The organism is Ottowia sp. oral taxon 894 (genome assembly GCF_001262075.1).
Classification (GTDB): domain Bacteria; phylum Pseudomonadota; class Gammaproteobacteria; order Burkholderiales; family Burkholderiaceae_C; genus Ottowia; species Ottowia massiliensis.
This window is the reverse complement of record NZ_CP012073.1, coordinates 45,289-57,731: the sequence shown is the minus strand read 5'-3', so window position 1 is coordinate 57,731 and position 12,443 is coordinate 45,289. Positions and strand designations below refer to the sequence as shown.

Annotated in this window: 16 protein-coding genes and 2 pseudogenes; all 18 read left to right on the top strand. The window is 45.6% G+C overall.

The genetic code is table 11. From position 1 onward, the window contains the following. Nucleotides 1-335 precede the first annotated feature (335 nt). The 18 genes and pseudogenes from ADJ79_RS14840 (at nucleotide 336) to ADJ79_RS13545 (ending at nucleotide 12,397) form a co-directional block, all read left to right on the top strand. A complete protein-coding gene (locus tag ADJ79_RS14840; RefSeq protein ID WP_050714270.1) occupies nucleotides 336-530 on the top strand; it encodes a hypothetical protein in 195 nt (64 codons plus the stop codon). Then, complete coding sequence (locus tag ADJ79_RS12830; protein WP_158241716.1) at nucleotides 515-763, top strand: hypothetical protein; 249 nt, start codon at nucleotides 515-517, stop codon at nucleotides 761-763. The genes ADJ79_RS14840 and ADJ79_RS12830 overlap by 16 nt, the downstream gene beginning before the upstream one ends. Next, nucleotides 729-1,115, top strand: coding sequence for a hypothetical protein (locus ADJ79_RS00215; RefSeq protein ID WP_050714269.1), 387 nt, complete (start codon nucleotides 729-731; stop codon nucleotides 1,113-1,115). Before ADJ79_RS12830 ends, ADJ79_RS00215 begins: the two co-directional genes overlap by 35 nt. Before the next feature lie 395 nt (nucleotides 1,116-1,510). Next, nucleotides 1,511-1,807, top strand: a complete 297-nt coding sequence (locus tag ADJ79_RS00210) for a hypothetical protein (protein WP_156303900.1) — start codon at nucleotides 1,511-1,513, stop codon at nucleotides 1,805-1,807. A 58-nt stretch (nucleotides 1,808-1,865) separates the two neighbouring features. Then, the gene (locus ADJ79_RS12825) at nucleotides 1,866-2,903 is read left to right on the top strand and encodes an RHS repeat domain-containing protein (RefSeq protein WP_082202730.1); all 1,038 of its coding nucleotides are present in this window, start codon (nucleotides 1,866-1,868) and stop codon (nucleotides 2,901-2,903) included. Nucleotides 2,904-3,306: 403 nt separating this feature from the next. Then, nucleotides 3,307-3,579 carry a hypothetical protein gene (locus ADJ79_RS13580; protein ID WP_156303899.1) on the top strand — a complete coding sequence of 91 codons (273 nt, stop codon included), beginning with the start codon at nucleotides 3,307-3,309 and terminating at the stop codon, nucleotides 3,577-3,579. Between the two features lie 15 nt (nucleotides 3,580-3,594). Next, the gene (locus tag ADJ79_RS13575) at nucleotides 3,595-3,870 is read left to right on the top strand and encodes a hypothetical protein (protein WP_156303898.1); all 276 of its coding nucleotides are present in this window, start codon (nucleotides 3,595-3,597) and stop codon (nucleotides 3,868-3,870) included. Between the two features lie 27 nt (nucleotides 3,871-3,897). Beyond that, on the top strand, nucleotides 3,898-5,190 hold the full coding sequence (locus tag ADJ79_RS00205) for an RHS repeat domain-containing protein (protein WP_082202728.1): 1,293 nt from the start codon (nucleotides 3,898-3,900) through the stop codon (nucleotides 5,188-5,190). Further along, complete coding sequence (locus ADJ79_RS00200) at nucleotides 5,187-5,996, top strand: hypothetical protein (protein ID WP_050714266.1); 810 nt, start codon at nucleotides 5,187-5,189, stop codon at nucleotides 5,994-5,996. Before ADJ79_RS00205 ends, ADJ79_RS00200 begins: the two co-directional genes overlap by 4 nt. A gap of 29 nt (nucleotides 5,997-6,025) precedes the next feature. Next, on the top strand, nucleotides 6,026-6,838 hold the full coding sequence (locus tag ADJ79_RS13570; RefSeq protein ID WP_156303897.1) for a hypothetical protein: 813 nt from the start codon (nucleotides 6,026-6,028) through the stop codon (nucleotides 6,836-6,838). Nucleotides 6,839-6,867: 29 nt separating this feature from the next. Beyond that, a complete protein-coding gene (locus ADJ79_RS13565; RefSeq protein ID WP_156303896.1) occupies nucleotides 6,868-7,680 on the top strand; it encodes a hypothetical protein in 813 nt (270 codons plus the stop codon). Next, on the top strand, nucleotides 7,674-8,522 hold the full coding sequence (locus ADJ79_RS13560; RefSeq protein WP_156303895.1) for a hypothetical protein: 849 nt from the start codon (nucleotides 7,674-7,676) through the stop codon (nucleotides 8,520-8,522). Before ADJ79_RS13565 ends, ADJ79_RS13560 begins: the two co-directional genes overlap by 7 nt. A 131-nt stretch (nucleotides 8,523-8,653) precedes the next feature. After that, nucleotides 8,654-9,043 (top strand): annotated as a pseudogene (locus ADJ79_RS15640) (hypothetical protein); the annotation flags it as partial. Nucleotides 9,044-9,278: 235 nt separating this feature from the next. Continuing rightward, nucleotides 9,279-9,401, top strand: a pseudogene (locus ADJ79_RS15635) (RHS repeat domain-containing protein); the annotation flags it as partial. 72 nt (nucleotides 9,402-9,473) lie between these two features. After that, nucleotides 9,474-10,481 (top strand): RHS repeat domain-containing protein, encoded by a 1,008-nt coding sequence (locus tag ADJ79_RS12815; RefSeq protein WP_082202727.1) that lies wholly within the window; start codon nucleotides 9,474-9,476, stop codon nucleotides 10,479-10,481. A gap of 112 nt (nucleotides 10,482-10,593) precedes the next feature. Next, on the top strand, nucleotides 10,594-10,953 hold the full coding sequence (locus tag ADJ79_RS13550; RefSeq protein ID WP_156303893.1) for a hypothetical protein: 360 nt from the start codon (nucleotides 10,594-10,596) through the stop codon (nucleotides 10,951-10,953). A 270-nt stretch (nucleotides 10,954-11,223) separates the two neighbouring features. Then, a complete protein-coding gene (locus tag ADJ79_RS12810; protein WP_216597135.1) occupies nucleotides 11,224-12,045 on the top strand; it encodes an RHS repeat domain-containing protein in 822 nt (273 codons plus the stop codon). A 52-nt stretch (nucleotides 12,046-12,097) separates the two neighbouring features. Then, complete coding sequence (locus ADJ79_RS13545) at nucleotides 12,098-12,397, top strand: DUF1493 family protein (RefSeq protein ID WP_156303892.1); 300 nt, start codon at nucleotides 12,098-12,100, stop codon at nucleotides 12,395-12,397. Nucleotides 12,398-12,443: the final 46 nt, after the last annotated feature.

Genomic DNA, 12,443 nt, shown 5'->3' with positions numbered 1-12,443 from the left:
TCATCCCGCCACAGCCAGCCTCTGCCCGTCACGAACGCCCAACCGAAGCCTCTCATGCCCAATCAGGACTACACGGAAAGCACGCAGGACCTGGCCGTCAAGACAGCGGGAGGGCGCGCAGTCATCAACCGCACCTGGAGCTGGGGCCGGTGGTACCTGAACGACGCATGGGCAGACCTGAGCCTGAGAAGCGCGCCCTGCATGAGCGCCTCACCCGGGCAAGCTGTGCCCATCATCGCCATCGGGCGGGCTGACCGCATCTACAAGAGAGTTACGGCCGCGACGCTGGCGGCAGCGCAAGCGCAGGAGGAAGCGGCAGCAGCGCCATTGCACCCATGTCCGGTCCGTGCGACCATGCCTCGGCGCTCAACCGCCCGAGCCTGATCGCCCGGGTGCACAGCCTCACTGACGAAGCGGGGCGCAAAACCGAATACGAAGTCGGCTACGAACACATCCGCCGCGAATACCGCATTGCCGTCAGCCTGCCCGGCGGCGCGCAGCAACATACGACGCCTTGGCTCGTCTCATAAAAACCACCGACGCATTAGGCTGTGTCACCCGGCAAAGCTGGGACGCACATGGGCGCCTGCTCAGCGTCACCGATGCGCTGTGCCATCGCCACACCTATGAATACGACAAGGCGGGCCGCCTCATCAAGGAAACCCGCCCCTTGGGCGGCGCCAACACCTACGCCTACGACAAAGCCGGGGGGCTCACTCAGAGAGTAGATGCAGGCGGCAACACCCGCTACTACGCCCTTTGAGCGCAACCCGGGCGTAGAAACACAAGAGAGCTGCACGACGCAAGGGCACACGCAAAAGGAAAGCAACGCGCTCGAGAGCAAAGAATACGAATACAACGCAGCCGAAAGGCTGATCCGGTATGCCAGCACAGAGCAAGGCCAAAGCGAGCCGCAAATCGAAGCCAGCTACCGGCATGACCCCTTTGGGCGAAGGATTGCCAAGACCGTCAGGCAAGGGCAAAACACCAGAACCACCCACTACATCTACAGCGAACAGGGTCTGATGGCCGAAGCCGATGAAAAGGAGCAAATGACCAAAGCCTACGGTTTCAACCCGGTAGCGGCACAACTGGGCCTATTCACGCAAGCATGAATGCTCACGAATATGATGGGAAGTATAATGTAACGGATGATGGAAATTGCCTAGAACCAATTGGAAATGGAGATTTATTCAATAAGGGAACGTGTTATGGAAGTTTGGTCTGCAATACTGGAGAATTTCATGGATCCTGTAGTTTGCATTTTTATGTGCGTGATCGATATCATAACCCTTGGGATTATTTTAGCCTCTTGGAAAATTGAAACATCGCACGAGACGAGTGCACCTTATCGTATTCATGCAGACTGGTTTAAGACTAAATATTGGTAGGTAAAATAATTGGTGGCAATATGTCTGTAGCCATGAGATTGACGCTGCTATATATTGTTAGCAGGATGTTTATTACATTTATACTTTTGGTGTTGTCTGGATATGCAAAAAGAAACTTAATGTATGATACTGCATTTTTTGGAGTGACGGGGACAGCAGTAATGATGCCCTGCATTGTATTACTCTGCTTCATCATGAAGATGTTTGGAATGAACTGGAAAGAAGGTCTCAGATATTGTATTATTGCTTCTCTTGCCGTTTATTTTCTAATGAATATTATCATATTATCATATTTTAAAAATGACTATTTTCTATTGGCCATGTTTTATGGGTTTAAAAATGAAGCATTAATCGTCATTTTATTGTGTATTGTTTATATGTTTATAAAATGGATGATGAATATATGTATTAAATGAAGTATCTGGTTTAATGAATTAATTTGTCTGGCATGTCAGCACTGATTGAAATTTAGACATGGTACAAATTGGAGCCAACTCCCGGCATGATCCGTTTGGCAGAAGGATTGCAAAGACCGTCAAACGGGACGGCCAGACAAAGACCACCTACTACATCTACAGCGAACAGGGCCTGATGGCCGAAGCCGATGAAAAGGGGCAAATGATCAAGGCCTACGGCTTCAATCCGGTAGCGGCCCAACAGGGCCTATGGAGCACTGCCCCGGTATGGCAAGCTGAAACGCCAAATGGCAGCCTGACGGACCCAAAGGCGCGTTATGACTGGCTGCACACGGACCATTTGGGAACGCCCATATTGGCGACGACAAAAGAAGGGCAAACCAGCTGGAAGGCCATCGCAGAAAGCTTTGGCGCAACGCAAATCATCGAGCAGGACATTGAGGTGAACCTGAGATTCCCGGGGCAGTACTTTGATGCGGAAACAGGCACGTATTACAACTTTCACAGGGATTACAGGCCGAATGCGGGGCGGTATTTGCAGAGCGATCCGATTGGGGTGGGGGGCGGAGGAAATGTATATGGTTATGTAGACAACAATGCATTAATACATACGGATCCAATTGGATTAATTAGGTGGGACGGAGCATATGTTATATGGTCTGCTGGCATATCCCGATTGGGAGCTGGTTTAAGTGTTTATACCGCTGATTTTGCACTTAGCACAAAATGTGTTAATAGAAAAAAAGGATTCGCCACAGTTAAAGTGTTTGGGTTGCAAGGTGGGGGCGGTCTTAGTATATTAGGACCATTCTCTGGCGCGGCGAGTAGTGTTTGGTTTGAGGATGGCTTGGCGTCGGTAAATCCGGATATATTTAATGGTCAATTTGAGATGCATCAACTTACGCTCGGGTTTGTTTATGGTATATCTAATTTCATTATGGGAGGAGCTTCTGGAAGATCTGGCCAGTCATTAGGTAAACGTCCTGTCGGTCAAGCTGCAGGAATGCAGGCATCAACTGACCTCCTTAGTTTTTCTGTTTCTGTTCTTGGATCGGCGGTAGTTACGAGCAAGCGAATAGTAGATTGCTGCGAATAAGGGATAGTTTGATATAGGGATCAGTTTGTTATGGAAGATAGAATAAAAATCCTGCTCTTTCTTGTTATATTTATTGGGAGGATGCTTCATTATGGCTGGATCTTCTTGTGTGCCAAATGTCCGGTTGTACTTCTTGATCATATTGCCTGGGGTGCAATAATAGATATATGGTTTCTTTTTTGTTTTTATTGCATGCTTTTCAGACTTGAGGAGGTTTACGAGTTTTTGGAGATGTTTCCGAAGATTTTTAAGTGGAATTTCTGGTGCTCGGCATTGTTTGGGTGGTTCATGGCAGCGTTTGTAATAAATTTATCATGCCGCTGCGAAAATGGATATTTATGTCGATAATTTAGCATAAAATATCGTCTTGTAATAATGATTTAATGCGTAGAGAAATGTGAAAATGGAATATAAATGGGAACATATTTATACAAAACAAACTCATGGCGACCTGGGTCCGAATATGTATGCATTGGTGGTTGGATTTGCAACAAGAAATCCAAAAATAGGCTTGTTGGTTAATGTTGTAATGATGGTCGCACGAATTGGAACTGGATTAAATAAGGCGTATAACAAATATCATGAAAGAGCAGAGCTTGTGCGCTCTATTATATTGTCGTATGGTGCGGACTTTATTTGCAACAAAGGGTTGTCGTCGCTTGATTTCAATGATTGATGATGTAGGGAATTTATGGCAATAGCATGTTCATTATTTATTTTGTGTCATATTATAATTTTCTTGGTTGAGGAAGAGGTGGCAAAATATCTTTACAAGAAAATTCATGGAAAAGCCGATGGATACCATCTCAAGAAGGTCTTGAAAGTCATAAAAAATGGTGACCTGGATGATGGATTTGCTAGGATTGCGAGAAAAATAATGATTCTGGATCGTCTCGCATTAATATTTTTTGTGCTTGGATTTGCTTGTGCTTGTGTGTCTTTATTGACCCAAAATCAGCCAACTTGAACAAATAGATAGCTTAGGCTGCATGTTATGGGACTTGAACGCTACAAAAGTATGAATGTTTCACGCGCCAATGAAATGAACAAGAACAAGCGCCGTCATTCTCAAACTCTTTGCCAAGGAAAGCGGCAAAAGGCCGCGCGCCTCACAACGCCTTTTGAGCGTAATCCGGGCGTGGAAACGCAAGTGAGCTACACGACGCAAGGACACACGCAAAAGGAAAGCAACGCGCTCGAGAGCAAAGAGTATGAATACAACGCAGCCGAAAGGCTGATCCGGTATGCCAGCACAGAGCAAGGCCAAAGCGGGCCGCAAATCGAAGCCAGCTACCGGCATGACCCGTTTGGCAGAAGGATTGCCAAGACCGTCAAACAGGGCGGCCAGACAAAGACCACCTACTACATCTACAGCGAACAGGGCCTGATGGCTGAAGCCGATGAGAAGGGGCAAATGACCAAGGCCTATGGCTTCAACCCGCTAGCGGCCCAGCAGGGTCTATGGAGCACCGACCCGGTGTGGCAAGCCGAAACGCCAGGCGGCAGCCTGACGGATCCAAAGGCGCGCTATGACTGGCTGCACACGGACCACTTGGGAACGCCCATATTGGCGACGACAAAAGAAGGGCAAGTGAGCTGGAAGGCCATCGCAGAGAGCTTTGGTTCAACGCAAATCATTGAGCAGGACATAGAGGTGAACCTGAGATTCCCGGGGCAGTATTACGACCAGGAAACGCAGACGCATGACAACTTTCACAGGGATTACAGGCCGAATGCGGGGAGGTATTTGCAGGAGGATCCGATTGGGTTGGAAGGGGGAATCAACCTGTTTGCTTATGTGAATAACAACCCCTTGCTGCTGATTGACAGCTTTGGATTAAAGGGAAAAGCCAAGGCGAAGGCAGACCCCTGCCCGACATGTGATGCACAGCTGCCTGAATCGCCCGTCAAGGAAGTGGCATTGACCTGTTTTGCGGAAGCCAGCTATGACTGCGATGAAGGAGACAAGGAAAAAAGAGCCATTACGGATGTGATTTATAACAGGGTTAAGATTGGTGAAAATTATTGGGGAGGGGATACGGTGATAGGTGTTTTATCCAAAAGAGGCCAGTTTATTGGCTATAGAAGTCCGCAATACAGAAAGGCAGAGAATAGCACGGCTAAACTGACGGATAAAGAGTGTCAAAAGTTGAAAGACTGCATAGATGCAGCTCTGGCTTCTTCAAAAGGGGTGCAGTATGCATACGATGGATTTAATCAGAGTAAGGGAGAAGGAAGAACAAAGATATGCGTGCATTATTTCAGGATTGAAAAGGATAAAAAGTGATTTTAAGGATCATCTTATGTATTGCGCTACTTTTTGCTGTGGAGGCTCACGCGCGTGAGTGCCTGTCTAAAAACGAAATCAAAAAAGCGGTTGAGCAATCTTTCTATTCGTTGTATCGTTGGCAGAGCTATTGGTATGGATATTATTATGATATTGATCTGGAGTCGCGTATCAGACGTGATGGACGCATGGTCATTGATTTCCTTTCTTTAAAAAGAGAGTCGCCACACAGGTTTTGTGTGAGCAGGGAAAATGACGTGCTTACACAGTTTAGTGCCTATGTGAGAGGCGTAGACATGATATACACGGGCAAAATATTGAACGGAAAAGCCGACATGATGGCTACATTTGGCGATGCAAGCGAGAAGGCGGGAGAGGCTTGGCATGATTTTAATCGGGAAATTGGCTATCAATTAAATGTCAAGTTGCGTGCTGGATTACTGAAATCCACATCTCCAAGAATCATTCCTGATGAAAAATTGCATGATTACATAAGAAAATCCGTTATATTGGATAAACGTAGAAATCTATTCAAAGAAGGAATTGTTATCGGCGCCCCCAGAAAGGATGATGCATTATTGTTAATCGCGAGCAGGGATTTTGAAAATATATTTTTGCTGGATCTTCTTCCATTTGACAGGGACAAGGAAGGGCAGCATGCTGAGGTATATGCATGGAATGTGTATATATACACGGAAAATCTATCTACTGATGCTGAAAAAGAAGAAAAAATAGACGAGATCGAAAAACACGTCAAGAACCGGCTTCGCAATGATCATTTTGTGATTGATTGCGACGAGTGCTAACTGGTATATTGGCTTTTGATGGTGCTTGTATGAAAATGGTTCTCACGCTTGTTTTAGGGCTGGCGTTGCTGTTTCCTGCTGGAGCGCAGGCTGGAGAATGTCTGTCAAGGAATGAAATGAGGAAGGCGATTGAACAATCTTTCTATTCATTGTATCGTTGGCAGAGCTATTGGTATGGATATTATTATGATATTGATTTGGAGTCGCGTATCAGGCGTAATGGGCGCATGATTGTTGATTTTTATAAAGAAGATTTTTTGCATGGTTTTTGCAATCATGAAGGAAAAAATGATCAATTTATACAATTTACAGCTTACCTGAAAGGTGTTGATCTAATATATACAGGAGAAATGCTAGACGGAAAAGCCAATATGCTGGCTACATTTGGCGATGCAAGTGAAAAGGCGGGAGAGGCTTGGCACGATTTCAACCGGGAAAATGGCTATCGGTTGAACATCAAGTTGCATGCTAGATTGCCAAAATCCACATTTCCAATAATCGTTCCAGAAGAAAAACTGTATAAATATATACAGAAGTCTGTCTTGTTGTCTGAATATAGACATTTATTCAGGAATGGAATTGTTGTTGGCACTCCCAGAAAGAATGATACAGCCTTGCTGATTGCGAGCAGGGATTTTGAAAACTTGTTCTTGCTGGATTTTCTTCCATTTGATGCAAAAAGGAGAGGGCAGCACGGGCGCATAGCCTCGTGGTATATATATGTGTATACGGAAAATCTATCTAATGATGCCGAAAAAGAAGAAAAAATAGACAAGATCGAGAAACACGTCAAGAACCGGCTTCGCAATGATCATTTTGTGATTGATTGCGACGAGTGTTAACTGGTATATTGGCTTTTGAGGGTGTTTTTATGAAAATGGTTTTCACGCTTGTTTTAGGACTGGCATTGCTGTTTCCTGCTGGAGCACAGGCCGGAGAATGCCTGTCCAGAAACGAAATCAGAAAGATGATTGAACAATCTTTCTATTCATTGTACCGTTGGCAAAATTATTGGTATGGGTATTATTATGATATTGATTTGGAGCCACGTATTAGGCGTAACGGACGCATGATTGTTGATTTTCATAAAGAGGATTTTTTGCGCGGCTTTTGTGATCGAAAAAGAAATAATAATTTATTAATACAATTTGCCGCCTACCTGAAAGGTGTTGATCTAATATATGTGGGGAAAATACGAAATGGAAAAGCTGATATGTTAGCTGCATTTGGTGATGCAAGCGAAAAAGCGGGAGAGGCCTGGCATGATTTTAACCGGGAATATGGCTATCGGTTGAATGTCAAGTTGCGTGCCGGATTGCTGAAATCCACATCTCCAAGAATCATTCCTGATGAGAAGTTGCTTAATTACATAAGAAGATCCGTCATATTGAATAAACGCAGGAATCTATTCAAAGAAGGAATTGTTATCGGCGCCCCCAGAAAGGATGATACATTATTGTTAATCGCGAGCAGGGATTTTGAAAATATGTTCTTGCTGGATCTTCTTCCATTTAGCAGGGACAAGGAAGGGCAGCATGGTGAGGTATATGCATGGAATGTATATATATACACGGAAAATCTGGCTACCAAAGCGGAAAAAGAAGAAAAAATAGACAAGATCGAAAAACACGTCAAGAGTCGGCTTCGCAATGATCATTTTTTGATTGATTGCGACGAGTGTTAGCTGTCATATTATCTTTTGATGGTGCTGGCATGAAAATAGCTTTCACGCTTGTTTTAGGACTGGCATTGCTGTTCCCTGCTGGAGCGCAGGCTGGAGAATGTCTATCAAGGAATGAAATCAGGAAGGCGATTGAACAATCTTTCTATTCATTGTATCGATGGCAGAATTATTGGTATGGGTATTACTATGATATAGATTTAGAATCGCGCATTAGACGTGATGGGCGCATGATTGTAGATTTTGATAAAGAAGATTTTCCATATGGATTTTGTATTAAAGATGAAAAAAATAATAAACCAATACAATTCGTTGCTTATTTGAAAGGTGTGGACTTGCTCTATGTTGGCAATATATTGAACAGGAAATCTGATTTGCAGGCTGTATTTGGTAATGCCGAAAAAAAGGTGGGGAAAGCTTGGTATTATTTTAATCAAGGGGTCGGTTACAGGCTGAATATTGAACTGAATGCCAAATCATTGAGATCCGCAACGTCCGATCTAATTCTAAGCGAAAATCTGTATAAATATATAAGGAAGTCTGTCGTATTGTCCGAGTATAAGCAATTTTTTAAGGATGGAATTCTTGCGGGGCCTCCTCGAGAGGAGGATCCCTTTATATTGATTGCAAGCAAAGACCTGAATCATTTGTTCTTATTGCGTCTTATCCAATTTGACAATGAAAGAGATGGACAATATGGGGAAGTATATTCATGGGATGTATATATATATACGGAAAATCTATCTACTGATGCCGAAAAAGAAGAAAAAATAGACAAGATCGAAAAACATGTCAAGAACCGGCTTCGCAATGATCATTTTGTGATTGATTGCGACGAGTGTTAGATGGCATATTGTTTTTCTGACGGAGTGTGCCATGAAAATGGTTTTCGTGCTTGCTTTGGGAAGGGCATTACTGTTTCCATCCGGAGTGCAAGCCAGAGAATGCCTGGCCAAACATGAAATCAGGAAAATGAATGAATCACACAGCGGTTTGCTATGGGGTTGTTCACCGCCGACGGCCAGCTGCAAAGCCAAAGCTGGCCCGACGGCAGCCGCAGGACTTTGCTTGGGAAAAAGGCCGGCTCAAACAAATCAGCCTGCCCGACCAAAGCCGCATTGCGCTAGGCGCCTACCAATGGCTCATGCCCGGCCAAATCGAGCTGCCCGCAGGCGCGCGCATCACGCAAAAACCCGACGCCTTCCAGCGCCTGGCGCAACTGCAAGTCACCGGAGCCAAACCCCAAGGCGCCGGAGCCAGCGCAGCCCAGCTGCTCCAGCGCCGCTACAGCCGCAACCCGGCGGGCCACATCACACGCATCGAAAGCGAAGAAGGCGCCAGCGCCTACACCTACGACCGCCTGGGCCGCCTCACCCAGGCCGAGCCAGACCAGGCGCTGCAAGACAAAGGCCTGCCAAACGAAGCCTACAGCTGGGACGCCGCAGGCAACCGCCTGAGCAGCGCCCACCAGGCCGGAGCGTGGACCTACAACGAAGCCAACCAGCTGCTGCAATACCCCCGGGCGCTCGACGAAAACGCCCCCCGCGCAGCAAAGCCAAACCGAACAAGTCAGCGCCAGCTACAACGCGCAAGGCCACCTCATCAAGGAAACCGGCACAGACTGGGAAAGAAACTGGCGCTACAACGCAGCAGGCAGACTCAGCGAAATCAAGGACAGCGCAGATGGCCTCACCGTCCAATACCGCTACGACCCCTTTGGGCGAAGAATTGCCAAGACTGTCACGCAAGGCGCAACAAACCGCACCACCTACTACATTAACGGCGAAAGCGCGCTGATGGCCGAAGCTGATGAAGAAGGCCGGCTCACCAGGGCGTATGGGTTCAACCCCCATACGCAGCAAGCCAGAACCAACGAGGAGGACGAAGACGCAGAAGAAGGCAGCCTGTGGAGCACCGACCCCATCTGGCAGGCTGACCTTGCAGCAGGCCAGAGCCTCAAAGAAGCCAGCTACCACTATCTGGTCACAGACCATCTGGGAGTGCCCGTATTGGCGCTGAACAAGGCGGGCGAGGCGACGTGGAAAGCGAACTACGAGGCTTTCGGCAAGGCTAGAATCAATCCGGCCTCGACGGCGCAAATCAACCTGAGGCTGCCGGGCCAGTACTTTGATGCGGAAACGGGGCTGCACCAGAACTGGAACCGGGACTATGCGCCGGGCATTGGCAGGTATGTGCAGGCGGATCCGATTGGACTGGCGGGAGGATTGAATGTTTACCAGTATGCCTATGGGAATCCTGGAGCTTATATAGATCCAAATGGAGAATTTGCTCTTGTGGGTGCTGTGGTGGGAGGAGCATTAAATTTTGGTTGGCAACTTTGGCAGAATGGTGGCCGTATTGAGTGCATCAATTTTTGGGAAGTTGGCGTGTCAGCGTTATCAATGTCTGGTTTTGGAATTATTGGGAGAGGAGGATTGGCTGGGATTGCTGGATTTTTTACAAACACAGAAAAATTCAGAAAATACAGTAAGGCCTATTGGAAAATTCGCGGTGGGGCAAAAAATATGAGCTTAGATCATTGGATGATTTCTCAGGCTGCCGCACGCAATGGGAAAGTTTCAGCAAAAATTGTCAATGGAGGATGGAATTTATTGGAGATGCCAAAAACATGGAACAGATGGTTAGGATCTGCGCCAAATTGGAAAAACCGGCCGTTACAAAGAAAATTGGCAATTGCAGCTCGGGTTGGTATTCAGATAGGCATTCCTGGAATAGCAATTACGTCTGGCGTTGCAGGGTATAAAGCAGGTCTTAATGCACAGGAAGAAAAATGCGGATGCTAATAATATGACTGCTGTGTGTATAAAATGTGGAAACTTCAAAAAGAAGGCTATCATACCATGTAGTTTTTGCGGTTTCAGTCCAGAAAGTGACGAAGAAAAAGCAAAGTCCATCATGCTTTCGACCGATTATGAAATTAATAATGAATACAAAGGCAAATCTATATATGAGCTGCAAGTTATTTCCAATGATCTGAAAAAGGGAAAAGAGTTTTCCTTCGATGACAAGGAAGTAAAGCGCTTGGTAAGATATGCTCGATATATTGATTCAATTTCATGGCGCGAATTGCTGGTGGATCTAATTCGCTGGTTGTTTGTACCTATTTGTGTATTATTATTAGTTTTTGTTTTGCTTAGATGGAATACTGTACGCAGTATTCAATCGTGCTCGCTCAATGTTCAAGCACGCCTCATAAAAGGTAAAACTACTAAGATATGGGATATTGAAGCCAATTTCCCGTGGCAAATAAAATGAATAATTGATAATCCGAATGCATTATTATAAATGCTTTTCGATTACATGAGTGATTTAGCATTCTTGTTAATTTTGTTGCGCATACAATATTGCCTACTGATTGAGGAGCGCATTTGAAGACGTTAAGGGTGGATAGTATGGAAAACTGAGATTTTATGACTGATCTTGATATCCGATTATATAATAACCTGAAGCGCCAGAGGAAAACATTTAAGCCAAGAGCAAGAAGGACGATTCGCTATTTGGAGAATGAGATAAGGATTAAATGATGTGATTTTGCGTCGTCAAATGCCGCTATCGGCGCAAGAGCACCGACCCATCTGGCAGGCTGACCTGGCGGCGGGCCAGAGCCTCAAAGAAGCCAGCTACCACTACCACTACCTGGTCACGGATCACCTGGGAACGCCTGTATTGGCGCTGAACAAGGCGGGCGAGGCGACGTGGAAAGCGAACTACGAGGCTTTCGGCAAAGCCAGAATCAATCCGGCCTCGACGGCGCAAATCAACCTGAGGCTGCCGGGGCAGTACTTTGATGCGGAAACGGGGCTGCACCAGAACTGGAACCGGGACTATGCGCCGGGCATTGGCAGGTATATACAGGCGGATCCGCTGGGCATATTTGGGGGGATGAATGTTTACCAGTATGCCTATGGGAATCCGATTTATTATATAGACGACTCGGGAAATATAGTTCCGCTTATATTGGGCGCAGTACCCATTATGTCCGGCGCGATAGGTGGTTATATTTTTGATTACGCGATTCAAAATATTCGATCGAGATATTGCACTTGTCATAGCGGATATCCTAAGACAAGCACAGTTATTGGTGGAATAATCGGAGGGACAGGGCCTTTTGCAACCAAACCGCGCGGAGGTATTGCGGGAGGAGGTCGCGCAGGAAATAAAACATCTGTCTTTAGCCAGATTAATCACTTTTTTAGTGATCCTGAACGAGTGAGTGGATTTAGATACTCCGTTGCCACGAGACACTCAATTACGAGAGGCTTAAGAGTAATGCCGGTAGTAGGGACGGTAATGTTTGCTGGATATTTACTGTATGGTATATATGATATTTCTACATGTACAAAATAATTCCAGGCAATCTTTATCTCCCGTATTGGGTTGCTATTTGAAAATATGTGGAATGTCAGACAGAAAAATAAGCCGGCTTAACGCTGAAACACTTCTGTTCCATGATCTAGAAATTTATGGAGAAATAGCGGAAGACTATATAAATATCTTGCATGAGAATTTCGGTGTAAATATTGATGAATTCTGTTTTGAAAAATATTTCCCATGTGAATTTTCGAATGATGGTCTAATGCAGATGTTGCTCCAATGGTTCTTCCCGTGGTTTGCCACAAGTAGCAAGGAAAAAAACCGTAGACATCCTTTGCCTCTATCTAAAATTGAACAAGCGATCGTTTCAGGAAAGTTAATATGATATCACGAAAAAGTAGAGATTTCATTAAGTATATTATACTTGCAAA